Source organism: Cryobacterium algoritolerans (assembly GCF_004402785.1).
In the GTDB taxonomy this organism is placed as follows: Bacteria; Actinomycetota; Actinomycetes; order Actinomycetales; family Microbacteriaceae; genus Cryobacterium; species Cryobacterium algoritolerans.
In genome coordinates this window covers 274,681-300,116 of sequence record NZ_SOFP01000046.1, presented here as the reverse complement: position 1 = coordinate 300,116, position 25,436 = coordinate 274,681, and the positions used below count along the sequence as shown (strand labels likewise).

Annotated in this window: 24 protein-coding genes and 1 pseudogene; 2 read left to right on the top strand and 23 right to left on the bottom strand. The window is 68.9% G+C overall.

The annotated features are described in order from the left end of the window. Window position 1 precedes the first annotated feature (1 nt). The 20 genes from hisI to E3O19_RS09835 form a co-directional block, all read right to left on the bottom strand. Window positions 2-397: a phosphoribosyl-AMP cyclohydrolase gene (gene hisI, locus E3O19_RS09930; protein WP_134567150.1), complete on the bottom strand. Its 396-nt coding sequence runs from the start codon at window positions 395-397 to the stop codon at window positions 2-4. Window positions 398-459: 62 nt separating this feature from the next. Then, window positions 460-1,221: an imidazole glycerol phosphate synthase subunit HisF gene (gene hisF / locus E3O19_RS09925; protein ID WP_134567148.1), complete on the bottom strand. Its 762-nt coding sequence runs from the start codon at window positions 1,219-1,221 to the stop codon at window positions 460-462. Between the two features lie 37 nt (window positions 1,222-1,258). Beyond that, window positions 1,259-2,098: an ATP phosphoribosyltransferase gene (hisG, locus tag E3O19_RS09920; RefSeq protein WP_134567146.1), complete on the bottom strand. Its 840-nt coding sequence runs from the start codon at window positions 2,096-2,098 to the stop codon at window positions 1,259-1,261. 62 nt (window positions 2,099-2,160) lie between these two features. After that, window positions 2,161-2,424, bottom strand: a complete 264-nt coding sequence (locus E3O19_RS09915; protein ID WP_134567144.1) for a phosphoribosyl-ATP diphosphatase — start codon at window positions 2,422-2,424, stop codon at window positions 2,161-2,163. Window positions 2,425-2,436: 12 nt separating this feature from the next. Beyond that, window positions 2,437-3,105, bottom strand: a complete 669-nt coding sequence (gene rpe, locus E3O19_RS09910) for a ribulose-phosphate 3-epimerase (RefSeq protein WP_134567143.1) — start codon at window positions 3,103-3,105, stop codon at window positions 2,437-2,439. A 63-nt stretch (window positions 3,106-3,168) separates the two neighbouring features. Continuing rightward, entirely contained in the window at window positions 3,169-4,593 is a 1,425-nt protein-coding gene (locus E3O19_RS09905; protein ID WP_134567142.1) for an RsmB/NOP family class I SAM-dependent RNA methyltransferase, read from the bottom strand. After that, window positions 4,590-5,507 (bottom strand): methionyl-tRNA formyltransferase, encoded by a 918-nt coding sequence (gene fmt / locus E3O19_RS09900; protein WP_134567141.1) that lies wholly within the window; start codon window positions 5,505-5,507, stop codon window positions 4,590-4,592. Before fmt ends, E3O19_RS09905 begins: the two co-directional genes overlap by 4 nt. Beyond that, window positions 5,508-7,607, bottom strand: a complete 2,100-nt coding sequence (locus E3O19_RS09895) for a primosomal protein N' family DNA-binding protein (RefSeq protein WP_134567140.1) — start codon at window positions 7,605-7,607, stop codon at window positions 5,508-5,510. Between the two features lie 2 nt (window positions 7,608-7,609). Continuing rightward, window positions 7,610-8,803 carry a methionine adenosyltransferase gene (gene metK, locus E3O19_RS09890; protein WP_134567139.1) on the bottom strand — a complete coding sequence of 398 codons (1,194 nt, stop codon included), beginning with the start codon at window positions 8,801-8,803 and terminating at the stop codon, window positions 7,610-7,612. A 123-nt stretch (window positions 8,804-8,926) separates the two neighbouring features. After that, window positions 8,927-10,153: a bifunctional phosphopantothenoylcysteine decarboxylase/phosphopantothenate--cysteine ligase CoaBC gene (gene coaBC, locus E3O19_RS09885; protein ID WP_134567138.1), complete on the bottom strand. Its 1,227-nt coding sequence runs from the start codon at window positions 10,151-10,153 to the stop codon at window positions 8,927-8,929. 27 nt (window positions 10,154-10,180) lie between these two features. Further along, entirely contained in the window at window positions 10,181-10,438 is a 258-nt protein-coding gene (gene rpoZ / locus E3O19_RS09880) for a DNA-directed RNA polymerase subunit omega (protein WP_134567137.1), read from the bottom strand. A gap of 104 nt (window positions 10,439-10,542) precedes the next feature. After that, window positions 10,543-11,484, bottom strand: coding sequence for a guanylate kinase (gmk, locus tag E3O19_RS09875; RefSeq protein ID WP_134567136.1), 942 nt, complete (start codon window positions 11,482-11,484; stop codon window positions 10,543-10,545). Next, a complete protein-coding gene (gene pyrF / locus E3O19_RS09870) occupies window positions 11,477-12,364 on the bottom strand; it encodes an orotidine-5'-phosphate decarboxylase (protein WP_134567135.1) in 888 nt (295 codons plus the stop codon). Before pyrF ends, gmk begins: the two co-directional genes overlap by 8 nt. Then, window positions 12,361-15,648 (bottom strand): carbamoyl-phosphate synthase large subunit, encoded by a 3,288-nt coding sequence (gene carB, locus E3O19_RS09865; RefSeq protein ID WP_134567134.1) that lies wholly within the window; start codon window positions 15,646-15,648, stop codon window positions 12,361-12,363. The genes pyrF and carB overlap by 4 nt, the downstream gene beginning before the upstream one ends. Continuing rightward, on the bottom strand, window positions 15,648-16,838 hold the full coding sequence (carA, locus tag E3O19_RS09860) for a glutamine-hydrolyzing carbamoyl-phosphate synthase small subunit (RefSeq protein ID WP_241981296.1): 1,191 nt from the start codon (window positions 16,836-16,838) through the stop codon (window positions 15,648-15,650). The genes carB and carA overlap by 1 nt, the downstream gene beginning before the upstream one ends. Before the next feature lies 1 nt (window position 16,839). After that, window positions 16,840-17,382, bottom strand: a complete 543-nt coding sequence (locus E3O19_RS09855) for a PH-like domain-containing protein (protein ID WP_134567133.1) — start codon at window positions 17,380-17,382, stop codon at window positions 16,840-16,842. Then, window positions 17,375-18,724 carry a dihydroorotase gene (locus tag E3O19_RS09850; protein ID WP_134567132.1) on the bottom strand — a complete coding sequence of 450 codons (1,350 nt, stop codon included), beginning with the start codon at window positions 18,722-18,724 and terminating at the stop codon, window positions 17,375-17,377. The genes E3O19_RS09855 and E3O19_RS09850 overlap by 8 nt, the downstream gene beginning before the upstream one ends. Continuing rightward, window positions 18,725-19,675: an aspartate carbamoyltransferase catalytic subunit gene (locus E3O19_RS09845; protein WP_134567131.1), complete on the bottom strand. Its 951-nt coding sequence runs from the start codon at window positions 19,673-19,675 to the stop codon at window positions 18,725-18,727. Next, window positions 19,672-20,238 (bottom strand): bifunctional pyr operon transcriptional regulator/uracil phosphoribosyltransferase PyrR, encoded by a 567-nt coding sequence (pyrR, locus tag E3O19_RS09840; protein WP_134567130.1) that lies wholly within the window; start codon window positions 20,236-20,238, stop codon window positions 19,672-19,674. Before pyrR ends, E3O19_RS09845 begins: the two co-directional genes overlap by 4 nt. Window positions 20,239-20,400: 162 nt before the next feature. After that, window positions 20,401-21,240 (bottom strand): class I SAM-dependent methyltransferase, encoded by an 840-nt coding sequence (locus tag E3O19_RS09835; protein ID WP_134567129.1) that lies wholly within the window; start codon window positions 21,238-21,240, stop codon window positions 20,401-20,403. Between the two features lie 199 nt (window positions 21,241-21,439). Between E3O19_RS09835 and E3O19_RS09830 the strand changes: the two genes are divergently transcribed. Beyond that, on the top strand, window positions 21,440-22,996 hold the full coding sequence (locus E3O19_RS09830) for an HNH endonuclease signature motif containing protein (protein ID WP_134567128.1): 1,557 nt from the start codon (window positions 21,440-21,442) through the stop codon (window positions 22,994-22,996). Window positions 22,997-23,013: 17 nt separating this feature from the next. Here E3O19_RS09830 and E3O19_RS18835 read toward each other — a convergent pair. After that, a pseudogene (locus E3O19_RS18835) lies at window positions 23,014-23,139 on the bottom strand (nitroreductase/quinone reductase family protein); the annotation flags it as partial. Window positions 23,140-23,385: 246 nt separating this feature from the next. Between E3O19_RS18835 and E3O19_RS09820 the strand changes: the two are divergent. After that, window positions 23,386-23,916, top strand: coding sequence for a hypothetical protein (locus E3O19_RS09820; protein ID WP_134567127.1), 531 nt, complete (start codon window positions 23,386-23,388; stop codon window positions 23,914-23,916). 41 nt (window positions 23,917-23,957) lie between these two features. Here the strand turns inward: E3O19_RS09820 and E3O19_RS18830 are convergent, their stop codons facing one another. Together E3O19_RS18830 and E3O19_RS09810 are read right to left on the bottom strand one after the other, a co-directional pair. Next, window positions 23,958-24,179, bottom strand: a complete 222-nt coding sequence (locus tag E3O19_RS18830; RefSeq protein ID WP_134567126.1) for a GNAT family N-acetyltransferase — start codon at window positions 24,177-24,179, stop codon at window positions 23,958-23,960. A 143-nt stretch (window positions 24,180-24,322) separates the two neighbouring features. Then, window positions 24,323-25,429 carry a DUF4190 domain-containing protein gene (locus E3O19_RS09810; RefSeq protein WP_134567125.1) on the bottom strand — a complete coding sequence of 369 codons (1,107 nt, stop codon included), beginning with the start codon at window positions 25,427-25,429 and terminating at the stop codon, window positions 24,323-24,325. Between the last annotated feature and the right edge of the window lie 7 nt (window positions 25,430-25,436).

Here is a 25,436-nt window from a genome sequence, read left to right as displayed (position 1 = left end):
GTCAATTCACCACTTCGGCTGGTGCGGCCGGGCGGGTGCCGGTGGCGGCGTCGATGCCCCGGCCGTCGAAGCAGGTGTGCGTGCCGGTGTGGCACGCGGCACCAACCTGGTCGACCCGCAGGAGGAGGGTGTCGGCGTCGCAGTCGAGCGCGGCGGACTTCACGTACTGCCCGTGCCCGGAGGTATCGCCCTTGCGCCAGTATTCCTGGCGGCTGCGCGACCAGAAGGTCACGCGGCCCTCGGTGAGGGTACGCCGCAGCGCCTCCCGATCCATCCAGCCGAGCATGAGCACCTCACCGGTGTCCCACTGCTGGATCACCGCCGGCAGCAGGCCGTCGGAGTTGAAGGCGGCCAGCGCGAGGCCGGCATCGACGGATGCGCGTGACTGGTCGTTCATGGTGGCGCCCTCTCGTTCGGGGATCATCGGTCGGTCGGCTTTAGCCGGTTGTTCGGGGCTCATCAGCGCACCGGCATCCCGGCGGCGTGAAGCTCGCGCTTCACATCAGTGATGGTCAGTTCGCCGTTGTGGAAGACGGAAGCCGCGAGGACCGCGTCCGCGCCGGCCGCAATCGCCGGCGGGAAGTCCTCTACCCGTCCGGCACCGCCGGAGGCGATCACCGGCACCCGGCTGAGCTCGCGCATGATCGCGATGAGTTCGAGATCGAAGCCGGCCTTGGTGCCGTCGGCGTCGATGGAGTTGACGAGCAGCTCGCCCACACCGAGTTTGATCGCCGTGCACGCCCACGCCACGGCGTCCAGGTCGGTTTCCGTGCGGCCGCCGTGGGTGGTGACGACGAACCCGGATTCGGTGCGGTCGCTGCGTTTCACGTCGAGTGAGAGCACGAGCACTTGGGAGCCGAAGCGGTCGGCAATTTCCCCGATCAGTGCCGGCCGGGCGATGGCCGCACTGTTGACTCCGACCTTGTCCGCGCCGCTGGCCTGCAGCCGGGAGACATCCTCGACGCTGCGGATGCCGCCGCCGACGGTGAGCGGGATGAACACCTGCTCCGCGGTGGCGCGCACGACGTCGTAGGTCGTCGACCGGTTGTCGACGGTCGCGGTGACGTCGAGGAAGCAGAGTTCGTCGGCGCCCTGCTCGTAATACCGGCGGGCGAGTTCGACCGGGTCGCCCGCGTCGCGCAGGTTCAGGAAGTTCACGCCCTTCACCACGCGGCCGTTGGCCACGTCGAGACAGGGAATAACCCGCACAGCAAGACTCACAATTTCCTCCGTGACAATTCTCCCCGTAAACCGACGGTCATAGGCGGGCGTTGTGGATGGAGCTGATCAGGATGGCCCTCGCGCCCAGTTCGTAGAGCGCGTCCATGACGTGATTCGTGTTCAAACGCGGGATCATCACCCGTACAGCGACCCAGTCGGGGTCATGCAGGGAGGAGACGGTGGGCGACTCGATCCCGGGGGCGAGCAGGCAGGCGTCATCGAGCAGGGACGCCGGGATGTCGTAGTCCATCAGCACATACTGGCGGGCCACGAGCACGCCCTGGAGTCGACGCAGAAGCGTCGCGATTCCGGGTTTCCCGTTCTCGGAGGTGATCAGCACCGCCGTCGACTGGAGGATGACCGGGCCGAAGATGTCCAGGCCGGCCTTGCGCAGGGTGGAGCCGGTGGAGACGACGTCGGCGACTGCATCCGCGACCCCCAGCTGGACCGCCGATTCGACGGCGCCGTCGAGGGTGACGAGGTTGACCGTGACGTCATGCTCGGCCAGGAACGCCTCGACCAGGCCGGGGTAGCTGGTCGCGACGCGCAGGCCCGACAGGTCAGAGAGAGCGGTGAACCGGCCGGCGGGACCGGCGAATCGGAAGGTGGAGTCGCCGAAGTCGAGGCTGGCGATCTCGCGGGCCGGGGAGCGGGAGTCGAGCAGCAGATCCCGGCCGGTGATGCCCACGTCAAGGGCTCCTGAGCCGACGTAGGTCGCGATGTCCCTGGGCCGGAGGTAGAAGAACTCAACGTCGTTGCGCGGGTCGGCGACGACGAGGTCGCGCGGGTCGCGACGACCGGTGTACCCGGCCTCGGACAGCATCTGAGCGGCGGTTTCGGACAACGAGCCCTTGTTGGGCACGGCAATTCTCAACATGGTGTACTTTCAGCGTTCAACGTTTGCGGGGAGGTAGACGGAGTCGGCCGCGGGCCGAACCATCACAGATGCCGGTACACGTCCGCCGGGGTGAGCCCCTTCGCCAGCATGAGCACCTGCACGTGGTAGATGAGCTGCGACATTTCGGCCGCCGTCTCCTCGTCGCTTTGGAATTCGGCCGCCATCCAGACTTCCGCGGCTTCCTCAACGATCTTCTTGCCAATGGCGTGGACGCCGGCATCAAGCTCACGCACGGTTCCGGAGCCCTCGGGCCTGGATCGTGCTTTGTCGCTCAGCTCAGCGAAGAGGTCGTCGAATGTCTTCACTCCCCTAGGTTACTAGTGCGCGTGCCGGTGTTCGTCCGCGGCGGCGCGCAGCCGGGCGATCTGGGCGGCGGGGTCGGCGGCGTTGAACACGCTTGAGCCGGCGACGAAGGTGTCAGCGCCGGCCTCGGCTGCGATCACGATGGTCTCCTCGGTGATGCCCCCGTCGACCTGAAGCCAGACGTCCAGGCCGGTCCTGCGGACGGTCGCCGCCAGCGTGCCGAGTTTGCGCATGGTCGAGGGCATGAAGCTCTGGCCGCCGAAGCCGGGCTCGACCGTCATGACCAGGACCTGATCGAATTCAGGCAGCAGTTCGAGATACGGCTCGACCGCGGTACCCGGCTTGAGCGCAATGCCGGCCCGGGCTCCGATGCTCCGCAGCTTCCGGGCCAGGCCGACCGGGTTCGTGGTGGCCTCGGCGTGAAAGGTCACCGAGAAGGCCCCGGCTTCCGCGTAGCCGGGGGCCCACCGCTCGGGGTTGTCGATCATCAGGTGCACGTCGAAGGGCAGCGGCGACACCTGAGCCAGGCGGGAGACGACGGGCGGGCCGAAGGTGAGGTTCGGCACGAAATGGTTGTCCATGATGTCCACGTGCACGAGGTCGGCGGTGCGGATGCGCCCCAGCTCCCGTTCGAGGTTGGCGAAGTCGGCGGCGAGAATGCTCGGGTTGATCCTGGAGGGCATGACCTCACCCTAGCCCGTGGCATCCGCCCGCCACCGGGCGGCCCCCGCGGCCGGGACGTGGGGTCAGGCCGTGCGTTCGAGCAGGGTGATGAACATCGCGTCCGTGCCGTGCCGGTGCGGCCAGAGCTGCACGCTTCCGCCGCCGCCTGGCAGGTCGAGCGACGAGCTGGCGATGGCCTGCACGACCCCGGCGGTGTCGAGGGCGCGAACGGTGCCGCCCCATTTCTTGACCGCGGTCGCCACGATGCCCCTGGTCTCCGCGATGTGCGGCGAGCAGGTGACGTAGGCGAGGATGCCGCCTGGCTTGAGGGATCCGAGGGCGGCGTCGATCAGTCCTGACTGCAGGTCGCTGAGCTCCGCGACGTCACGCGGCAGTTTGCGCCAACGGGCCTCCGGGCGGCGGCGCAGGGCGCCGAGGCCCGTGCACGGCGCGTCGAGGAGGATCCGGTCGAAGGCCTCGGGGTGGTTGTCGCCGAAGGTCGTGCCGTCCTCCTCCCAGACCGGGACGTCGGCCGGAACGGCGGCCAGCGCCTTGCGCACAAGCGTGGCCCGGGCGGGGACGACTTCGTTGGCCACCAGCTCAGCGCCCGCGGCGAGGGCCTCGGCGGCGAGCAGGGCCGCCTTGCCGCCTGGACCGGCGCAGAGGTCGAGCCAGCGCTCCCCCTTGACGGCCGGCCGGGCTCGACTGAGGGCCAGTGCCGCCAGCTGCGAGCCCTCGTCCTGCACCCGGATGCGGCCGTTGTGGTTGTGCATGAGGTGCACCGGGTCGCCGCCGGCGAGCACGAATCCGGTCGGTGAGAAAGCGTTGGGCTCGCCGAGGCCTGCCGTCTCCGCGGCGGGTACGAGGCCCGGGAGGACGACCATGTTCACCCGTGGAGCCGCGTTGTCGGCCATCAGCAGGTCTTCGAGTTCGGCTTCGCGGCCCTCGAGCCGCAGGGACTGGCGGAACGCGCGGACGACCCACACCGGGTGCGAATGTTCGATCGCGAGGCGATCATCCTCTCCCGTGGCGTCGGCGAGGATCCGCTCGCGCCATTCTTCGGTGCTGGACCGGGAGATGGTGCGCAGCACCCCGTTGGTGAAGCCGGTGGCGGCGCGGGAGCCGACCTGCCTGGCCAGCTCGACCGATTCGTTCACCGCGGCGTGGGTCGCGACGCGGGTCGCGAGGAGCTGGTGGGTGCCGAGTCTCAGCACGTCCAGGATGGCGGGGTCGATGGCGGACACCGGCCGGCCGGCCGCTTCGGCGATGACCCGGTCGTAGAACCCCTGCATCCGCAGGGTGCCGTAGGTGAGCTCGGTGGCCAGGGCGGCATCCGCCGTGTTCAGGGCGGCCCGTTTGATGCGGGTGGGCAGCAGCAGGTTGGCGTAGGCGTCGGATTCGCGCACGGCCGCGATCACCTCGTAGGCAACCCGCCTGGCCGGCTGGACGAAATCGTGGTGCGGGTGCGGGCGTTCCGGCTGTCGGCCCCAGCCGGGCTCGTCGCTCATGAGGCGACCACCTCCGTCGCCGTCACTCCACGCCACCAATCCGCTGCCGTCATCTTCGTCTTTCCCGCCGGTTGGACCGTGACGAGCTCGAGCGGCTCGGTCCCGGTTCCAATCAGCACTTTCTTGTCGATCTCTCGAATCACTCCTGCCGGTTGCGGCAGGGCCCCATGGGTCGGGGTGACATCGAGGAGTTTGAGGCGCCCGTCGTTCACCGTGGTGAACGCGCCAGGCTCGGGGGTGACCCCGCGCACCCTGTTATAGACGGTGTCCGCCGGCGCGGACCAGTCGATCCGCGCGTCGTCGAGGGTGAGTTTGGGGGCGAGGGTGACTTCCCCGGTCTGGGTGACCGCGGTCGCCCGCCCGGCCGCGAGATCGTCGATCACACCGAGCAGCAGCCGTGCGCCGCTTTCGCTGAGCCCAGCGAGCAGGGTACCCGCGGTCGCTTGCCGGCCGATCGCCTCTGACTGCACGGCGAAGACCGCGCCGGCGTCCAGTTCGGGCACCAGCTGGAAGACCGCGGCGCCGGTAAGCGCGTCACCGGCGATCAGGGCGCGCTGCACCGGTGCGGCGCCGCGCCAGCGGGGAAGCAGTGAGAAATGAAGGTTGATCCAGCCGAGCCGCGGCACGGACAGCAGCGGTTCCCTGATCAGCCCCCCGTACGCGACGATCACGCCCAGATCGGGCGCGAGGGACGCGATCTCGGCGGTGGCGGCCTCGTCGAGGCGGTTGGTCTTGAGCAGGCGGAGGCCGCGGTCTGCGGCACCCTGCCCGACCGGGGACGGGGTGAGTGTGCGCTTGCGGCCGAGGGACGCGTCCGCACGGGTCACCACGGCGACGAGGTCGTGCCGGGTGTCGGCCAGCAGCGCCAGGCTGGGCACTGCCGCCTGGGGGGTGCCGGCGAAGACGATTTTCATTTAGAGCAGCTCCGGGTCGTCGAATCGTACTTTGAGTGTAGGTGCCGCGCGGAAGGGAGCCCCCTTCGGGCGCCGCCGCCGAGCGGCGTTGCGCACGATGGCGGCCTTGAGCAGGCGGGAGGCCTCGTCGCCGCTCGCGTAGGGGAAACGCACGATGGCGCGCACGAGGGGGATGTCGGTGGCCACCGGGCCGAGCACGTCGAGGCCGGGAACCTGGTCGAGGTCGACGAGCGCCGCCGCGACGTCCTCCGCGGTGCCGGTGACGGAGGCCACCCGCACGGCGGGCGGGAAGCGCAGCTGCCGCCGGTCGACCAGCTCTGCGGTCGCGTGCGCCTCGGGTTGCCAGGCGTTCAGCGCTCGAGCGAGCGCACCGCCGACTCCGACGAGCATCACGGACGCCCCGGGAGCGGCCAGGGCCGCCGTGTTGCACCAGGCGCGGAGGCTGTCATCCCCGACGCGGAGCGACTCACGCGCGAGCATTCGTTCCCCGTCGAGCAGCAGGATGGCCTGGTAGCCGCCGGCGGCGATCGGCTCGGCGCCGCGCGTGGCGATTACGAGGGCAGGTTCGGCGCTGACCTGCTGCACCTGGTGGTCCCCGTCGGCGATGATGACCCTGGCCCCGGGGAAGGCACGGCCGAGTTCCTCGGCGGTGCGGCCGGTGCCCAGGCTGACGACCCTCAGTTTGCGGCCCTCGCAGTGCACGCAGCTCCAGTCGGCCGCCAGGGCGCCGCACCAGCGACAGGACGGCAGAGAGGCGGCAGAGGCCAGGCCGAGCGGGCCCTGGCAGACGGTGCAGCGGGCTGCCTTCGTGCAGGTCTGGCAGGCGAGCATCGGTGCGTAGCCGGGGCTGGCCACCTGCACGAGCACCGGCCCATGCTGGAGGGCGTCCCTGGCCGCCTGCCAGGCGGCCGAGGGAATGCGGGCGGCGCGAGCCTGCTGGTCGGGGGCGGCCTGGAAGTCAGTGGGGATCACCCGGGGGTGCTGGTTCCGTGCGGGGTGTACTTCGCCGAGCCAACCGAGTTCGACGAGGCGTTGCACCTCCACCGTGCGGGTGTGCCCGAGGAAAACGAGCGCGCAGTCGGATTGGCCCTGCCGCACGAGAGCGGCGTCCCTGGCGTGCACATAGGGGCTGAGCTGTTCGCCGTGCAGGGGATCGCCGTCGTCCCAGAGCGCGATCAGGCCCAGGTCGTGCGCCGGGGCGTAGACGGCGGAGCGGTTGCCCAGGACGATCCGCGGCGCAGGGGCCAGGCAGGCCAGGAAGGCCCGATACCGGTCGGCGTTCGGCTGGCGCGCGTCGACCCGGCTGACCGTGCCGATCGGGGCGAGGAGGTCGAGTGCTGCCTGCACCTGGTCCTGGTCCCGGTAGTCGGGGACCACGAGGACGCTGCTCTTTCCGGTGGACAGGGCGGCCACGGCGAGCTCGGCCATGGTGTGCGCCCAGCGCCCGACGGTCAGTCCACCGGGCAGGAGCATCAGGGTCGGCACGGCGGCGACGCAGAGCCGTTTCCGCTCCGCGACGACGTTGTCGAGGCTGCCGGCCGGGTAGTCGGCGAAGGCATCCGTCGGAGCCACGAACGCGTCCTCCGCCTCCCACCGCACGGATGCCGGGTCGACGGCGTCCGGCGCGTCTGTCGCAGCCGTCGCAGCCGTCGCAGCCGTCGCAGCCGTCGCAGCCAAGGTGGCCAGCCACGCCTTCTCCACCCGCACCTGCCGTGGCGGCACCGCGAGCCGGATGATGTCGCTGGCGTTGCCGGCGGCCCGGTCGGCGACCCGCCTGGCCAGTTTCCACACTGCGGGGGTGAGCACCGACGCCTCGGACACGACCGAATCGAGCGGGCTCAGCTTGCCGTGGTAATCGGGTGTGACCTCGTCGAGGGTCGTCGGTTCCTTCCCCGTCGGAGCGGTGGCCGGGGCCTGGCCGACGACCTCGATCAGGTAACCGTCGGCCACCCGTCCGGCAGACCGGAGCGGCACGCGCACCCGCACTCCGGGCCGTGCGAGCGTCGCGAGCTCCTCCGGGATGCGGTAGTCGAAGAGATGGTCAAGCTGCGGGAGGGGCGAATCGATCAGCACCCGTGCCACGAGGCCGGTGCGGGTCATCGCTACAGCCCGGCTGCGCTCTTCAGCTCCTCGACCCGGTCGAGCCTCTCCCAGGTGAACTCGGGCAGCTCCCGGCCGAAGTGGCCGTAGGTGGCCGTCTTGGCGTAGATCGGGCGCAGCAGGTCGAGGGAATGGATGATCGCGGCCGGACGCAGGTCGAAGACCGCCCTGATCGCCTGGGTGATCTCCCGGTCAGGAATGGTTCCGGTGCCGAACGTCTCCACGTAGAGCCCCACCGGGGCGGCCTTGCCGATCGCGTAGGCAACCTGGATCTCGAGGCGCTCGGCCAGGCCGGCGGCCACGGCGTTCTTGGCCACCCAGCGCATCGCGTACGCGGCGGACCGGTCGACCTTCGACGGGTCCTTGCCGCTGAAGGCTCCCCCGCCGTGGCGGCTCGAGCCACCGTAGGTGTCGATGATGATCTTTCGCCCGGTCAGGCCGGCGTCACCCTGCGGGCCGCCGATCTCGAAGCGTCCGGTCGGATTGATGAGCATGTTCAGGTCGGAGGAGTCGAGTTCGACCCGGTCCAGCACCGGACGGATGACGAGTTCCTCGACCTCCGCGCGAAGCTGCTCGTTAGAGACGGTCTTGGAGTGCTGGGTGGAGAGCACGACGGTCTCGACGGTGCGCGGGGTGATGCCGTCGTAGCCGATGGTGACCTGGGTCTTGCCGTCGGGACGGAGGTAGTCAAGTTCGCCGGACTTGCGCACCTCGGCGAGGCGTTCGGCGAGGCGGTGTGCGATCCAGATCGGGATCGGCATGAGCTCGGGGGTCTCCCGGGTGGCGTAGCCGAACATAATGCCCTGGTCGCCGGCGCCCTGCCGGTCGAAGTCGTCGATGCTGGACTCTTCGCGGTGCTCGAAGGCGTTGTCGACGCCCTGGGCGATGTCGGGCGACTGGCCGCCGATGGAGATCTCCACGCCGCAGGAACGCCCGTCGAACCACACATCTGACGAGTCATAGCCGATGTCGGTAATGCACTTGCGCACGATCGAGGGGATCTCAACGTAGGCCTCGGTGGTGACCTCACCGGCGACGTGCACGAGGCCGGTGGTGACGAGCGTCTCCACCGCGACCCGGCTGTGCGGGTCCTCGGCCAGGAGCGCGTCCAGGATGCTGTCGGAGATCTGGTCGCAGATCTTGTCGGGGTGGCCTTCGGTGACTGACTCCGAGGTGAAGAGGCGTAGATCGCTCATCTGGCCCGTCTCTGTTGGTGGTGCGTGTACGTGTGGGAAAACGGCTGCAGCGAACGCCCAGCGGGTCGCCGGGCAGCCGAGGTCAACGGCGATCTCGGCGGCGCCGGTCCGGCTCAGCAGGAATCAGCGGAGCAGGTCCAGGATGCGCTCGGCCACCGACATTTTGCTGCCGGAGGCCTCAATCACTATATCTCCGCGGCTGTCGAGCACCCTGACCGCATTACGTTCGGAGGCGAAGCCCTCTGTCCAGCCCACCCTGTTGAGGACCAGGTAGTCGCAGCCCTTGCGTGCGGCCTTCTCCCGGCCGAGGCCGAGGAGCCTGTCCGGGTCGGTTTCGGTCTCCGCGGCGAACCCGATGACGACCTGCCCCGGTTTCTTCGCGGCGGCCAGCCCGGCCAGGATGTCCGGGTTGCGCACGAGGGTGAGCACGAGGGTGTCGCCAGTGTCGTCCTTCTTGATCTTGTCGGCGCGCACCTCCGCGGGCCGGTAGTCGGCAACGGCAGCCGCCATGATGATGACGTCGGCGTCGCCCGCGGCCACGTTCATCGCCCGTTCGAGGTCGGCGGCGGAGCTCACGAGGCGCAGTTCCACGTGCTCCGGTGCCGGCACCTCCAGGTTGGCGGCGACGAGGACGACCACGGCGCCTCGGGCGGCGGCGGCCTCGGCCAGCGCGACACCCTGTTTGCCGCTGGACCGGTTGCCGAGATACCGCACCGGGTCGAGGGGTTCCCTGGTTCCCCCGGCCGAGATGACTATCCGTTTCCCGTCGAGGTCGCCGGGCGTCACGCGACGGGCGGGCGCAGCCCGGTCGGCTGCGTCCAGCGCGGCGAGGGCCGCGGTCACGATCGTGTCGGGCTCTTCCATCCGGCCCGCCCCGGAGTCCGCGCCGGTGAGCCTGCCCGTCCCCGGCCCGACGACGACGACGCCGCGCTCGCGCAGGGTCGCGATATTCGCCTGGGTGGCGGCGTTGTTCCACATTTCGGTGTGCATCGCCGGAGCGATCACGAGCGGCGCCGTGCTGGCCAGGATAGTGTTCCCGAGCAGGTCGTCGGCCAGCCCGCAGGCGAGCTTGGCGATGGTGTTCGCGGTGGCCGGTGCGACCACGATCAGGTCGGCCGACTGGCCGATGGCCACGTGCCGAACCTCGGCGACCCCTTCGTAGAGGTCGGTGTGGACGGGGTTACGGGAGATGGCCTCGAGGGTTGGCTTGCCGATGAAGCGCAGGGCGGCCGGCGTCGCGACGACGTGCACGGAGTCGCCGCGCAACACAAAAGCGCGCACGATGTTGACGGCCTTGTAGGCAGCGATGCCGCCGGTTACCCCGACGACGATCGTGCGACCTGACGACATCCTGCGCGCTCGAGTGTGCCCGGTCGACTACTCGACGATTGGGCGGGAGACGAGCTTGTCTTCGTTGATTTCGCGAAGTGCGACCGACAGCGGCTTGTCGTCGACCGTGGAGTCGACCAATGGTCCGACGTTGTCGAACAGGCTGCCTTCGTGCAGGTCTGCGTAGTAGTCGTTGATCTGACGAGCGCGCTTGGACGCGAAAACCACGAGGGCGTACTTGGAGTCGACCTTGGTGAGCAGGTCGTCGATGGGCGGGTCAATGATGCCAGTGGGCTTGGTGGCCATTGGTGTCACTCCTTCAGAGCGGTTCGTGCTGCAGGTGGTATCGCAGCGGGTATCGGTGGTGCGGGTGACGCTGGATCGGCTGGACGCGCGAGTGTCGACGCGTCTCAGCTACGAAGAATCGGGCGCTCAGGCAGCTGGGGTGCCTGACGCAGATTCATCAAGTCTACGACCTCGCGGGCCGCCTCGGCCACGTCATGGTTGACGACACGGTAATCGAACTCCTCCTGGGCCGCCAATTCGAGCTTGGCGGTCTCTAGGCGACGGGCCTGCTCTGCCGGGCTTTCGGTGCCGCGGCCGATCAGGCGGCGCACCAATTCGTCCCACGTCGGCGGTAGGAGGAAGAGCAGCCTGGCCTCGGGCATCGCGAGTTGAACGGCGCGGGCACCCTGGATGTCGATCTCGAGCAGGACGCTGTCGCCGCGGGCCAGTGCCGCTTCGACGGGGCCTCGCGGGGTGCCGTAGCGGTGGGCGTTGTGCACGACCGCCCATTCCAGGAGTTCCCCTGCCTCGACCATCCGGTCGAATTCGGTGTCGTCGACGAAGTAGTAGCTCACTCCCTCGGCCTCCCCCGGCCGTGGCGCCCTCGTGGTGGCCGACACGGACAGCAGCACCTGGGGATAGTGCTCGCGGATATACCCGGCGACGGTTCCCTTGCCCACCGCTGTCGGCCCGGCGAGCACGACGAGCCGGGCGGGGGATGCGCCCCGCCTCTGGCGCGACCTGGTGGACAGGAAGTCCCGCAGCCGATCGCGCTGGTGCTTTCCGAGGCCGCCGAGGCGCTTTGACGGGGATATCTCCAGCCGGCTCATGATGCGTCGCATCTTGGTGACGCCGATCGCCGGGATGCTGATCAGGAATTCGGTCACGCGCAGCCGCCCCTCGACACCGTCGGGGCTGCTGATCGCGGTGGAGAGCACCTCGAGCGCCGAGCGTTTACCGTGCGCGACTTGATCTTTCACGGCTGCGCGGGCGCGCCTGGCGGCCACGGCGGCGCGTGAGGCCGCGACCCGGTCGACGTCGGGTGGGGTAGGGCGATTCTCAGCCACGGGCCGCTCCAGCTTCACGTACTCGGCGCGCTATCGTCTCGACAATTCGGCCGGGACCGGCCGAAAGAACGCTACGCGATTCACTCACGATAACGCCTTGAGCGTACCCCCCGTACAAGTTCCTCACATCGGATACCTCCGCGCCCTGGTGTCCGAAGCCGGGGGCCAGGATCGGAGTGAGCGATCGGGCCGGTGCGACGGCCAGGTCCACCCCGAATGCCGCCAGGTCGAGGGTGGCGCCGAGCACGACTCCGAGGGACCCGAGGGCGTGCGTGGGGTCCTGCGCGTTCCGTGCGGCGACGTCCGCGAAGATCGCGCCCGCCACGGTGAGGCCGGCCTGGCCCCCGCCGGCCACGACCGCCCGCTGGATGGCCTCGGCCTCGGGGTTCGAGGTGGCGGCGAGCAGGAAGAGCCCTTTGCGCTCCCGTCCGGCCTGGGCGATGACGGCGGCGAGTGAGCCGACGCCCATGTAGGCGTTCACCGTGATGGCATCCACCTCGAGCGGTGAGCCCGCGGAGAGCCACGCCTGCCCATAGGCCTCGGCGCTGGTGCCAAGGTCGCCCCGCTTGACGTCGGCGATCACGAGGAGACCCGCGGCGCGGGCATCCGCCAGCACGCGCTCGAGCGCTGCGTAGCCGGCCGAGCCGAAGCGTTCGTAGAAGGCGACCTGCGGCTTGACGATTCCTGCCTGTCCGGCGCACGCCTCGACCACGGTGCGCCCGAAGGACTCGGCGCCGTTGGCGGTGTCCGGCAGGTCCCAGTCGGCCAGGAGCCAGGCATGAGGGTCGATCCCCACGCACAACGGGCCCCGCGCGGTGAAGACCGCCTCGAGGCGGTCCCCGAACGACGCGGTAACCGCCGCGGGCGAACCGCGGCTCACAGGGCGTTTGTTCGAGTGGTGGCGTACTCCTGCAGCGAAGTCACCTCGAAGCCACCACGGATGGCGTCGATCGACGCTACGGCGGCACTCAGCTCGGCGATCGTCGTGAACAGCGGGAGGTCGCCGGCGACGGCGGCAGCGCGGATCTCGTAGCCGTCGGCGCGCGCGGTGCGACCGCCGGGGGTGTTGATGACGATCTGCACCTCTTCACGGCGAATCAGTTCGACGATCGACACGTCGTCCGTCCCGCTCTTCTCGCTGAACTTGGTCACGATCCGGGCACGGATGCCATTGCGCTGGAGAACTTCGGCGGTGCCTTCCGTGGCGGCGATCTCATAGCCGAGTTGCTGCAGCCGAAGCATCGGCAGGATGATGGCACGCTTGTCCCGGTCGGAGACCGAGACAAAAACGGTTCCGCTGAGCGGGATTCCGCCGTAGGCGGCAAGCTGGCTCTTCGCGAATGCCCGGGGGAAGTCCCTGTCGATGCCCATGACCTCGCCGGTGGAGCGCATCTCCGGGCCGAGCACGGAGTCGACGACCAGGCCGGCTGGAGTGCGGAACCGGTTGAACGGGAGAACGGCCTCCTTCACGGCGACGGGCGATTCCATTGGCACCCGGGAACCGTCGACGAGGGGCAGTTTGCCCTCGGCCTTGAGTTCGGCGATGCTCGTGCCGACCATGATCAGCGAGGCGGCCTTGGCCAGGGTGATACCCAGCGCCTTGGCGACGAACGGCACGGTGCGGGAGGCGCGCGGGTTGGCCTCGAGCACGTAGAGCACCCCGGCGCCGATCGCGAACTGCACGTTGAGAAGGCCGCGTACGCCGATGCCCTGCGCGATGCCGAGCGTGGCTTCGCGGACGCGGTCGATTTCGGCGCGGCCGAGGGTCACCGGCGGAAGGGTGCAGCTGGAGTCGCCGGAGTGAATGCCGGCCTCTTCGATGTGCTCCATCACGCCGCCGATGTACAGCTCGGTGCCGTCGTAGATGGCATCGACGTCGATTTCGATCGCGTCGTCGAGGAACCGGTCCACGAGCAGCGGATGCGACGGGCCGATGATGCCCTGGCCGGCCATCCTGCTGAAGTAGTCGGCCAGTGAGGCGCTGTCGTAGATGATCTCCATGCCGCGGCCGCCGAGAACGTAGCTCGGCCGGACGAGCACCGGGTAACCGATCTCCTCCGCGACGACGACGGCGCCGGCGAAGTCGGTCGCCACACCGTTGCGCGGTGCGAGCAGGCCGGCCTGGTCGAGGATGCCGGAGAACAATCCGCGTTCCTCAGCGAGGTCGATGGCGGTCGGCGAGGTGCCCAGGATGGGGATCCCTGCGGCCTCGAGGCCCTTGGCCAGCCCGAGCGCGGTCTGGCCGCCGAGCTGCACGACCACGCCGACGAGTTCGCCGCTCTGGCTTTCCGCGTGGATCACCTCGAGCACGTCCTCGAGGGTGAGCGGTTCGAAGTAGAGCCGATCGGAGGTGTCGTAGTCGGTCGAGACCGTCTCCGGGTTGCAGTTGATCATGATGGTCTCGTAGCCGGCCTCCGACAGCGCGAAGGAGGCGTGCACGCAGGAGTAGTCGAACTCGACGCCCTGCCCGATCCGGTTCGGGCCGGAGCCGAGGATGACGACCTTCCTCCGGTCGCTTGGCACGACCTCGGTCTCCTGGTCGTAGCTGGAATAGTGGTACGGGGTGAGCGCGGGGAATTCCCCGGCGCAGGTGTCGACGGTCTTGAAGACCGGGCGCACGCCGAGGATGTGGCGTACCTTGCGGACATCCGCCTCGCCGAAGCCTCGCAGCTCACCGATCTGGGCGTCGGAGAAACCGTGGTCCTTCGCGCTGCGGAGGACGTCGGTGTCGAGACGTTCGGCCGCGGAGACCTCCGCGGCGATCTCGTTGATCAGCACGATCTGGTCGATGAACCACGGGTCGATCTTGGTGGCCTGGAAGACCTGCTCGATCGTCGCGCCCTTGCGCAGTGCCTGCTGGACGGTGACGATGCGGCCATCGGTCGGGACTTCTGCGACGGTGAGCAGCTCGTCGACCGTGCGGTCTTCGGCGCCCCAGTGGAACGAGGAACCGCGCTTCTCCAGTGAGCGAAGCGCCTTCTGCAGCGCGGAGGCGTAGTTGCGGCCGATCGCCATGGCCTCGCCCACCGATTTCATGGTCGTGGTGAGGCGAGGATCGGCTGCCGGGAACTTCTCGAACGCGAACCGGGGCACCTTCACCACGACGTAGTCGAGGGTGGGCTCGAAGCTGGCCGGGGTGACCCCGGTGATGTCATTTGTGATCTCGTCGAGCCGGTAGCCGAGGGCGAGCTTGGCGGCGATCTTCGCGATCGGGAAGCCCGTGGCCTTGCTGGCCAGGGCGGAGGAGCGGGACACCCGCGGGTTCATCTCGATCACGATGATCCGCCCGTCGGCCGGGTCGATCGCGAACTGGATGTTGCAGCCGCCGGTGTCGACGCCGACGGCGCGGATGATGTCGATGCCGATGTCGCGGAGCTTCTGGTATTCGCGGTCGGTCAGGGTCAGTGCGGGGGCGACGGTGATCGAGTCACCGGTGTGCACCCCGACCGGGTCGACGTTCTCGATCGAGCAGACGACGACGGTGTTGTCGGCCGTGTCGCGCATCATCTCAAGCTCGTATTCCTTCCAGCCCAGGATCGACTCCTCGAGGAGCACCTCGGTCGTCGGGCTCTGGTGCAGGCCGTCACCGACGATCCGGCGCAGGTCGTTCTCGGTGTAGGCGAAGCCGGAGCCGAGGCCACCCATGGTGAAGGACGGGCGCACGACGAGGGGGTAGCCGAGGTCCTCCGCGAAACCGATCGCCTCGTCGACGGTGTGCGCGATGTGGGAGCGGGCGACGCCGGCCCCGGCGTCGATCACGAGCTGCTTGAAGATCTGGCGGTCTTCGCCCTTCTGGATCGCCTCAAACGAGGCGCCGATGAGTTCGACTTCGTACTTCTCGAGGATGCCGCGCTCATGCAGCTGGATGGCCGCGTTGAGCGCCGTCTGGCCGCCGAGGGTCGGCAGGATCGCGTCCGGGCGTTCCTTGGCGATGATCGTCTCGAGGATCTCGGGGGTGATCGGTTCGATGTAGGTGGCGTCGGCGAAGTCGGGGTCGGTCATGATCGTGGCCGGGTTGGAGTTGACGAGGATCACCCGGACCCCCTCCGCTCGGAGCACACGGCAGGCCTGGGTGCCGGAGTAGTCGAACTCGCAGGCCTGGCCGATCACGATCGGTCCGCTTCCGATGACAAGGACGCTGTTGATGTCGTCGCGCTTGGGCATTACTTGGCGTCTCCTGCTCCGATGGTCGCAATATGGGCGACCACCACGTCCCTGAACCTGTCGAAAAGATACTCGGCGTCGTGCGGGCCGGCCGCCGATTCCGGGTGGTACTGCACCGAGAACGCGGGGATATCGAGGCAGCGGATGCCCTCGACCACCTGGTCGTTGAGGCTGTAGTGGCTCACTTCCACGCGACCGAACCCGGTGCGGGAGTCGCTGATCCCCTCGATCGGCATGTCCACGGCGAAGCCATGGTTCTGCGAGGTGATCTCCACCCGGCCCGTGGTCTTGTCGAGCACCGGCTGGTTGATGCCGCGGTGACCGAACGGCAGCTTATAGGTGCGGAAGCCGAGGGCCCGGCCGAGGAGCTGGTTTCCGAAGCAGATGCCGAAGTAGGGCACGCCGGCGCGCAGCACCTCCTGGAGGAGGGTGACGTGTGCGTCGGAGGCGGCCGGGTCGCCGGGGCCGTTGGAGAAGAACACGGCGCACGGGTCCAGCGAGAGCACGTGCTCTGCGGTCACCGACTGCGGCAGCACGAGCACTTCGAAACCACGCTCGGCGAGGTGGTTCAGGGTGGAGGTCTTCACGCCGAGGTCGAGCACGGCGACCGAGCCGATCCGTTCCCCCTTGGCGGGCACCGAGAACGGTTCGACCGTCGACACCTCGTCGGAGAGGTTACGGCCGCGCATGGCCGGGCCGGAACGCACCTGTTCGAGCTGCTCCCCGTCGGAGAGCCCGAAGGCGTCGCCGGAGAAGATGCCGGAGCGCATTGCGCCGGCCGAGCGGATGTGCCGGGTGATCGCACGGGTGTCGATCCCGCTGATCCCGACCACGCCGCCGTCGTCGAGGTCGTCGTCGAGACGCCGGGTCGACCGGAAGTTGGAGGCGATCCTGGCGGGTTCCCGAACCACGAAACCCGACACCCAGATCCGACGGGACTCCATGTCCTCGTCGTTGGCGCCGGTGTTGCCGATGTGCGGCGCTGTCATCAGCACGATCTGCCCGGCATAGGACGGGTCGGTGAGGGTCTCCTGGTAACCGGTCATCCCGGTGGCGAAGACGATCTCGCCGAGGGTCCGTCCGCGGCTGCCATATGCGCGGCCGACGAAGCGGCGGCCGTCCTCGAGCACGAGCACTGCGGGGTCCGTCGTTCGGGTTTCCGGGTGGTCCTGGGTCGCCGCGTTGCTCACGCTACGCCTCGCTTTCGTCGTGCGCGGCCGGGCGCAGGGCGTCGGCCGCAATGGTTCGGATCGCGTCGTTCACGGTGACGCGTTCGGTGGGGTCGATGATGCGGAAGTAGCTGTCGACGACCTGCCCGGTCTCGGTCGCCGGTGCGTTCAGGCGCCAGCCGAGCATGAGCAATCCGTCGGGTTCGACCGCCCGGTCGATGGTCCAGGTCGCCGCTTCGAGCAGTTCGACGGCGTCGGCCGGGATGAAGACGGCTTCTTCGCCCGCGAGGTAGAGCAGAATGCCGGCCTCGGTGACGGTGACGGTGGCCCTGGCCCGGAATCCGAGCCCGCGGATGTTCAGGCGTTCGAGCGGTGTCCCCCGCCCGGTGGTGGCCACGTAGAACACCGCCGCCGAAGCCAGCTCCGGGGTGGTATTTCCGGGAAGCGGATAGCCGGCCGGAAGGGCGACGTCGCGGCGTCCGCGGGCGCGCCAGCTGCGCGCCATCAGCGCGAGCAGCCCCAGTAGCACGAGCGCCGTGATGACGGCGGGGATGGACCTATCCATGGTTGTTCTCCCGTTCCGATCTGATCTCGCCGGCCGATCGCAGTGCGCCGTCCAGCACCGTCGCGTAGCCGCGGTGGAAGGTCGCGATCACCCGACCGGGAAGCGTCATATTCAGGTACGGCGAATTGGCGCCCTTGCCGGCGAGGTCGGCCCGGCCGAACACCCGGCTGGCGGCGGGGTCGTAGAGGGTCAGCTCGGCGGGGGCGCCGACGATGATGCCCTGCCCCTGGCCGGGGGCCCGGCCGATCCGGGCCGGCGCCGCGGAGAGAACCCTGGCCACGTCCGACCAACCGAGCAGGCCGCTCTCCACCACGGCCGCGTGCACGACGGACAGAGCGGATTCGAGGCCGACCATCCCGTTGGCGGCGGCATCCCACTCGCAGTCTTTGGCCTCTACCGGGTGAGGGGCGTGGTCGGTGGCGACGATGTCGATGGTGCCGTCGGCGAGCCCGGAGCGGAGCGCCTCGACGTCCTCGGTGCGGCGCAGCGGCGGGTTGACCTTGAACCGGGCGTCGTAGCCGCGTAAGAGGTCTTCGGTCAGCAGCAGGTGGTGCGGGGTGGCTTCGGCGGTCACGTTGATGCCGCGGGCCTTCGCCCAGCGGATGACGTCGACGGAACCGGCAGTGGACACGTGGCACACGTGCAGGCGGGAGCCGACGTGCTCGGCGAGCAGCACGTCGCGGGCGATGATCGATTCCTCGGCCACCGCCGGCCAACCGGCCAGCCCGAGTTCGCTGGACAGTGCGCCCTCGTTCATCTGGGCCTTCTCGGTGAGGCGCGGCTCCTGCGCGTGCTGTGCGATGACGCCGTCGAACGCCTTGACGTATTCGAGGGCCCGTCGCATCAGCAGCGGGTCGGAGACGCAGAACCCGTCATCGGAGAACACCCGAACCCGCGCGCGGCTCGTCGCCATGGCGCCAAGTTCGGCCAGCCGCTCCCCCGCCAAGCCGACGGTCACGGCGCCGATCGGCTGCACGGTGACGTAGCCGGCCTGCTCGCCGAGGGCGAGGACCTGTTCAACGACCCCCGCGGTGTCCTGCACCGGGGAGGTGTTCGCCATGGCGAAGACGCTCGTGAAGCCGCCGACCGCGGCAGCCTGGCTGCCGGTGAGGATGGTCTCGCTCTGTTCGAAGCCGGGCTCGCGCAGGTGGGTGTGCAGGTCGACGAGGCCGGGCAGGGCGATCAGGCCGTCGGAGTCGACCGTGGTCGCGCCGAGGCGGGAAAGGCCGGAGCCGATCTCGGCAATGCGTCCGTCGGCCAGCACGAGGTCGGTGCGGGTCCCGTCGGCAAGCGTGGCGCCGCGAATGAGCCAGGGCGTGCCTGAAGTGCGATGGTTGGGCATTTAGGAGTCCTCCCGGTCACCGGACATAAGCAGGTAAAGCGCCGCCATCCGCACGGAAACCCCGTTTGCAACCTGTTCGAGCACGGTCGACGCCGCCGAATCGGCAGCCGCCGAGGAAATCTCGAGGCCGCGGTTCATCGGGCCGGGGTGCATGACAATGCTAGCTGGAGCCAGCCGGGCGAACCGTTCGTCGTCGAGGCCCCAGCGGCGTGAGTACTCGCGGCTGTTCGGGAAGAAGGCCGCGTTCATCCGTTCGGCCTGGATGCGCAGCATCATGATCACGTCGGGCTTCGCGGCGATGGCTGCGTCGAGGTCGAACCCGACGGCGGCGGGCCACGCGGACATGTCCATCGGGAGCAGTGTCGGCGGGGCGACGAAGGTCACCTCAGCGCCGAGCGTGGTGAGAAGCCACAGGTTTGAGCGGGCGACGCGGGAATGGAGCACGTCGCCGACGATGGTGACCCTCACCCCGTCCAGGCCCTTGCCGCGGGAGGCGGAGCCGTGTAACCGGCGGCGGATTGTGAACGCGTCGAGCAGCGCCTGGGTGGGGTGTTCGTGGGTGCCGTCGCCGGCGTTGATGATGCCCGCGTCGATCCAGCCGCTCGCGGCGAGCACCTCGGGGGCGCCGGAGGCCGGGTGACGGATGACGACGCCGTCCGCTCCCATCGCGGCCAGGGTCTGCGCGGTGTCCTTGAGGCTCTCGCCCTTCGACACGCTCGATCCCTTCGCGCTGAAGTTGATCACGTCGGCGCTGAGCCGCTTGGCGGCGGCCTCGAAGGAGATCCGGGTGCGGGTGGAGTCCTCGAAGAACAGGTTCACCACTGTCTTACCGCGCAGCGTCGGCAGCTTCTTGACCTCCCGGTTGGCCACGTCGGCCATGTCCTCGGCGATGTCGAGCAGCCCGATCGCCTCGGCTCGGCCCAGTCCCTTGGTCGAGAGCAGGTGCTTCATCGGGCGTCCTGCCCGGCGAGGTCACTGACGGCCCCGCCGTCGATGCTCACGAATTCGTCACCGTCGACCTCGAGCAGGTGCAGGTTGATGCGCTCATCCGTGGAGCTGGGCAGGTTCTTTCCGACGAAATCCGCGCGGATCGGCAGTTCACGGTGACCGCGGTCGACGAGCACGGCCAGGCGCACGATGGTGGGGCGGCCGTGGTCGCCGAGTGCGTCAAGGGCGGCGCGGATGGTGCGGCCCGAGTAGAGCACGTCGTCGACGAGTACGACCGTGACGCCGTCGATGCTGCCGGGCACCAGGGTGCGCGACGGTGTCCGGGTTCGGGTGCGGGTCAGGTCGTCGCGATACATGGTCACGTCGAGGGATCCGACCCGCACATCCGTCGCCGTGGGTTCGATGCGCTGGATTGTCTCGGCTATCCGTTGGGCGAGCACGACTCCCCTGGTCGGGATGCCCAGGATCACCAGTTTGTCTGGTCCTCGATTGGACTCGAGGATCTCGTGCGAGATCCGAGTCAACGCTCGGGCAATGTCAGCCTGGCTCAGCACTGTGCGTGCCATAACCGGACCTCCTTCCCCGCCTCACCGGACGGCTGTTAAAGGATGTCTATTCGAGCATAGCCTAGCAGCCGCGCCGCCGGTGTGACGGGCCACCGCGGCCGAGCCCGGTGGTCGAGCCCGGTGGTACAGCCCGGTGGTACAGTCCGTCGAGACCGGCCCGTCTCAGCGCAGCGGTTTCATGGCCTGGATCGTGTAGCTCAATGGCGCGACGCCGGCTCGCGCAGCCAGGGCATACTCGCCGCCTTCGCGTCGGAGCATCTGACCGGGAAGGGCCTCCCAGGGAACGCTGTCGTGTTCGACGAGCATCGTGAGGGAGAGGCCCGCGGCGAGAAGCGCGGTCACGATCTCGCCAAGACCGTGGTTCCACTCGAAGGTCTTCGTGGCGGTGATCGGCCGGTCGGTCTCCACATAGGTGGAGTCGTCGTCCCATTCCAGCGGCTCCTCCTGCTCGAAGTACGGGAAACGCAGGTGCAGGTCGTCGGCAAGCCTCTCGTCCATGGTCCACAGGATCGGATGGCCTTCGCGAAGGAAGAGACGCCCGCCCGGTGCCAACAGCCCGGCCACGACGGCCGCCCACCGGTCGATGCTGGGCAGCCAGCAGAGCGCCCCGATCCCCGTATAGACGAGGTCAAAACGTGCCGGCTCGAGAACCGATAGCGCCGAGTACACATCGCACTGGACAAAGGCGACCTGGTCGCCGCTGTCCTTGACCAGGGAGCGGGCTTCCGCAAGGGCCACCGGGGAGAAGTCCAGACCGGTGACACGCGCACCGAGCCGGGCCAGGGAGAGTGTGTCGGTTCCGATGTGGCACTGCAGGTGCACCGTGCGCAGCCCCGTGATATCGCCGAGCCGGTCGAGATCGAAGCGCACGATTTCCGAGAGAAGCTCGGGATCGTCAATGTATCGCTGCACCTGGTAACCGAGTCCGTTTCGCGCGGCGTGGGCCGAGGCTCGATCGTCCCAGTTGGCCCGATTGGTGTCGAAATGGTGCTGCACGGTCATCCTCATCCCGCTCGGCTTCGTCGAGCTCTCCAGACTACGTGACCGGTGTAAAAACGAACAAGAGCGGTCATGGACCCAGGTGGGCGACGTACCCCGTCGGGAGATCCCGCTCAACGCCATCGTGCACGAAATACGAATTCACAGACTAGAAACTTGAGTTATACTCGCATCTTTGTTCTAAAAATGATGTTCTGATGTCATGGCAGGAACCCCTGATCCCAGCGCCACCACCACCGCCTTTGCCGAGGCGGATACTGGCACCGGCGGTGGTGTGCCGGATGCTGCGGGGCTGTCGCCATTGCAGCGGCTGGCTGCCCTGAAGAGCACCATGGCTGCGGCGTTGGCTGCGCTGCCGCTGGCCCGGCTGGGTGACCTGGACGCGGTCGCGCTGTTATCCGCGGTGGAGGATCTGGGCCGAAGCATCGATTTGGCCAGGGTGGCCACCGCGACCGAGGTCGACAGCCGGGCGGTGCGGATCACCGCGGGGCACTCCCAGCCCGCCTTTCCGGCCGCGCTCGGCTGCCGTGACGGCCTAGAGGTGATCGTACGGGCGACTCGGGTCTCGGTGCGGGAGGCCAGGCGCCGGTCGCTGCTGGGCGGGTTCGTGAGCGCCCGCAGCGGGATCGGGGTGACCCTGCCGCCGTTCTACCCCGTGGTAGCCGCCGCGTTGACCGCCGGGGACCTCGGACTGGAGGCGGCTGAGGTGATCGTGACCGGCCTGGAGCAGATCAGCGCCCGGGTCGCCCCCGACGACCTGCACACCGCCGAGCGAGTCCTGGTGGCGTGTGCGACCGGGGCGGTGACCGAGGAAACCCGGGGCCTGTCCGGTGAGGGGCTCGCGTTCGGCACCGACATCCTTCGTGGCATCGTGCTGCAGTGGCAGGCCCGGCTCGATCCCGACAGAACCGCGCCGACCGAACCCGTGCTGGAGGGCCGCAGCAACCTCGGCTTCGGCCTGTTGAAGGACGGCCTCTACCCACTGCGGGGCAGGGTCACCCCCGAGCTGCGTGGAATCATGAACGTGCTCTTCGACACCTACCTCTCCGCCCACGCCACGCCCGCGTTCCCCACGGCTGAGGAGCAGGCGCGGATCGACGGCGGCGCCCTGGTCCCTGGCGCCGAGGCTGCGGATGCCGCGGCCTCGGCCCTTGGCGGTGCCGGGGATGATCGCACCGGGGGTGAGAAACGCGCCGACATCCTCCGGGCGGTTTTCGACCGGGCCGCCCGCGACCCGGGCACCCCGACCCTGGGCGGGGCCGCGCCGACCGTGCTCGTGCACGTGAACGCCAGCGACCTGCAGGGCGGCACCGGGGTCGGCTGGGTCGACGGGGTCCAGGCCCCGATCTCCCTGTCGAGTGTGCAGCAACGCCTCTGCGCCGGCGGCTCGCAGACCGTCCTTTTCGGCCGGGACCAGGAGGTGCTCCGGCTCGGCCTGAAAGAGCGCTTCTTCAGCCGGGCCCAACGCCGCGCGATCGCCGCTCGCGACGGCGGCTGCATCATCCCCGGCTGCACGTCACCGACACACTGGGCCGAACTCCACCACGTCATCCCCTGGTGGGCCGGCGGCCTGACCGACATCGACAACGGCGTCATGCTCTGCTGGTTCCACCACCACTACATCGACACCTCCGGCTGGAAGATCCGGATGGTCCGCGGTTCACCCCAGGTCAAAGCCCCAACCTGGTGCGACCCGCAGCAGAAATGGCACCCGACCAACCGAAACCGCGCCCGGACCGCCTCGGCCGCGCGCTCCTGACCCGCGTCTGACAAACAAGACCACCGTTCCCACAGCCGGGCCTGCTCCGCAACGGTCGCGGCATGGCTGACGACCCGGCGCATCCCGTCGGCGAGTTGAATCCGTGCCGGTGGATTAGCCTGCAGGTTCAGCCGCCACGCCGGCTCCCCTGCGCACCCCGCCGTTCATCGCCATGGCCACCATGGTTCGGACCGTCCTCGTAGTACCCGACGATCACCGACCGTTCCTGACCGCTGACAGTGACCCATCATGTCCCATTCGCCGGGATCAGATGCCTCAGGCGGATCCTGGTTGCCGCGGAGTTGAACCGAGAGACCCTCTGCATCGTTGTTATCAGTATCGGGTTCCGGATCCGGGCCTGCTCAGTGCAAGCGACACAGGAGACGATCGTGCACCTCACTCGAACAGGCCGGATACTCACCGCGGCCACCGCAACCGCCCTTACCCTCACCGCATTCTCCGTCGGGCCGGCCCTTGCCGACACCGGCGACGATTCTCGCGGCGGCCACTCCGTCGTGCGTGTCCACCTCCTGGGAAGCCAGCCGGCTCCGGCGAGCCCGGTCATCGCCGGCATCAACCCCGGGGGTGCGCCCTGGGTGAATGACCGGAGTACGGCGATCGTGAGTGAGGACGGGCGGATCAGGGTGAACATTCGCGGACTCGTGATTCCGCCGCCACGCGGCACCGGGGTCAACCCGGTCGCATCCGTCGTCGCCACCCTCGTCTGCAGCGGCACCGTCGGTGAATCCACCGATCCCTTCTCTCTGAGCTCGGCCGGCGACGGTCGAATCGCCGCCACCATCGCGGTGCCAGAGGATTGCGCAGACCCGACCGTGCTCATCCAACCGGCGGCGAACCGGACGGTGTACATCGCTTCCGGGATGTCCAGCCGGGACCACCAGCAGAGCCACGACGACTAGTCAGCGACGCACGCCGGGGTTCGACGCCCGCTGCGGCCGCGCTACAGCGGCCGGGCGGCCGCGGGGTCGGGCTCGAACGCTCCAGGAACGGTGCCGATCACCTCACAGCCGAGACCGTGCCACAATCCGCAGGCCCGCGCGTTTCGACGACGGCATTGAGCTGGATGGTGGATGGCGCGATGGCGGCGCGACCTGGCCACGTCGACCACGTGGACTCCCAGGGTGCGGCCGACGCCCTGCCCCCGCGCGTCCGGAGCCACCATGAAGCGTGCGGTGGCGATCTGGGATCACCGCCCCGACCGGTTTGCTCCCGTGATCGCCGCCCAGTACGACGGATCAGCAGGCTGGATTTCCACGGCTCGTCGCCCCCGAGTTTCTGCGGGACGACGCGCAACATGAGCCGGAACTACATTCGGCCGGCGACGAACGCTGCGAACTCCTGCGGATCGTCGATGGCTCCCAGGTACTGTGCACCGTCCACCAGGACAGTGGGTGTGCCCTGGATCGAGTAGATCTCCGCGTCGGGGATCGGCCCGTTCAGGGCCGTCTTCGTGTTGTCCTGCGACCAGGCGAGGTAGCGATCGCTCGCCACGCAGTCCGTGAAGTCGATGTCGGAACCCTGGAGCGCGACCAGTTGGTCGTCGGTGAAGCCGGGAGAGTTCTCGGCCGGCTGGTGCGTGTACAGAGCGGCCAGGTAGTCGAGGGTGGACTCGGGGCGCAGGGTGGCCTGGCAGGTGAGGGCGGCGGATGCCCGCGAGGAGTAGTCGGTGCCCTGCGACGCCGGGTCGAGGAAGGTCAGCGCGTGCAGCCGCAGGGTGATGGCGTTTGCGTCGACCGCGGCGCTCAGTTGGGCGCCGTTGGCGTCCTCGAACTGTTTGCAGTACGGGCACATCGGGTCGAAGTAGACGTCGACGGTCTTCGGCCCGGTGCCGACAGCGAGGTATCCCGCGTCGAAGTCGGCGGCGCCCACCTGGCCGGTTGGGGACGAGGAGTCGGCGGGTGCTTCGGAGGGCGTGTCGGAGACGGTCGGGAACGGGCCTGCGGCACCGCCGGCGACGGCCGCGATGATGGCGCCGAACGTCGCCGCGAAGGCGACGGCGAGCACCAGGAACAGGGCCGTGGTGGCAATGCCGACGTAGCCGATGATCAGGCCGGCGAGGGCGAGGCCGCGGCCGGCTTCGCCGCGCTGCTTGATCTGGCCGAGGGCGATGTGGCCGGTGATGACCGCGACGAGGGAGACGAAGAACGACGACACGAGCGACACGAGCGCCAGTGTGTTGGTCTTCGGTACCGCGGAATACGGCTGCTGGCCGTAGGTCTGCGGGAACACCGGATTGGCCTTTGAGTGCGGCTCGAAGCCCGGCCCGACCGGGCTGACCGGGCTGACCGGGGCGACCGGCGAGAAAGGCGATGCCGGGACCTCCGAACCGTCCTGGGCCCAAGCCGGGACGTCCGGGACGCCCTCGGGTTTGTCCGGGTTCCCCTGTGGCTGGTCCGTCGGGTCGGTGGTCATTGTTGTC

Bases quoted from the DNA above. Each gene is read 5' to 3' on its own strand.
- hisI (WP_134567150.1), bottom strand. From the start codon at position 397: ATGAACGACCAGTCACGCGCATCCGTCGATGCCGGCCTCGCGCTGGCC.
- hisG (WP_134567146.1), bottom strand. From the start codon at position 2,098: ATGTTGAGAATTGCCGTGCCCAACAAGGGCTCGTTGTCCGAAACCGCC.
- rpe (WP_134567143.1), bottom strand. From the start codon at position 3,105: ATGCCCTCCAGGATCAACCCGAGCATTCTCGCCGCCGACTTCGCCAAC.
- E3O19_RS09905 (WP_134567142.1), bottom strand. From the start codon at position 4,593: ATGAGCGACGAGCCCGGCTGGGGCCGACAGCCGGAACGCCCGCACCCG.
- fmt (WP_134567141.1), bottom strand. From the start codon at position 5,507: ATGAAAATCGTCTTCGCCGGCACCCCCCAGGCGGCAGTGCCCAGCCTG.
- E3O19_RS09895 (WP_134567140.1), bottom strand. From the start codon at position 7,607: ATGACCCGCACCGGCCTCGTGGCACGGGTGCTGATCGATTCGCCCCTC.
- metK (WP_134567139.1), bottom strand. From the start codon at position 8,803: ATGAGCGATCTACGCCTCTTCACCTCGGAGTCAGTCACCGAAGGCCAC.
- coaBC (WP_134567138.1), bottom strand. From the start codon at position 10,153: ATGTCGTCAGGTCGCACGATCGTCGTCGGGGTAACCGGCGGCATCGCT.
- rpoZ (WP_134567137.1), bottom strand. From the start codon at position 10,438: ATGGCCACCAAGCCCACTGGCATCATTGACCCGCCCATCGACGACCTG.
- carB (WP_134567134.1), bottom strand. From the start codon at position 15,648: ATGCCCAAGCGCGACGACATCAACAGCGTCCTTGTCATCGGAAGCGGA.
- E3O19_RS09855 (WP_134567133.1), bottom strand. From the start codon at position 17,382: ATGGATAGGTCCATCCCCGCCGTCATCACGGCGCTCGTGCTACTGGGG.
- E3O19_RS09850 (WP_134567132.1), bottom strand. From the start codon at position 18,724: ATGCCCAACCATCGCACTTCAGGCACGCCCTGGCTCATTCGCGGCGCC.
- E3O19_RS09845 (WP_134567131.1), bottom strand. From the start codon at position 19,675: ATGAAGCACCTGCTCTCGACCAAGGGACTGGGCCGAGCCGAGGCGATC.
- pyrR (WP_134567130.1), bottom strand. From the start codon at position 20,238: ATGGCACGCACAGTGCTGAGCCAGGCTGACATTGCCCGAGCGTTGACT.
- E3O19_RS09835 (WP_134567129.1), bottom strand. From the start codon at position 21,240: ATGACCGTGCAGCACCATTTCGACACCAATCGGGCCAACTGGGACGAT.
- E3O19_RS09830 (WP_134567128.1), top strand. From the start codon at position 21,440: ATGGCAGGAACCCCTGATCCCAGCGCCACCACCACCGCCTTTGCCGAG.
- E3O19_RS18830 (WP_134567126.1), bottom strand. From the start codon at position 24,179: ATGGTGGCTCCGGACGCGCGGGGGCAGGGCGTCGGCCGCACCCTGGGA.
- E3O19_RS09810 (WP_134567125.1), bottom strand. From the start codon at position 25,429: ATGACCACCGACCCGACGGACCAGCCACAGGGGAACCCGGACAAACCC.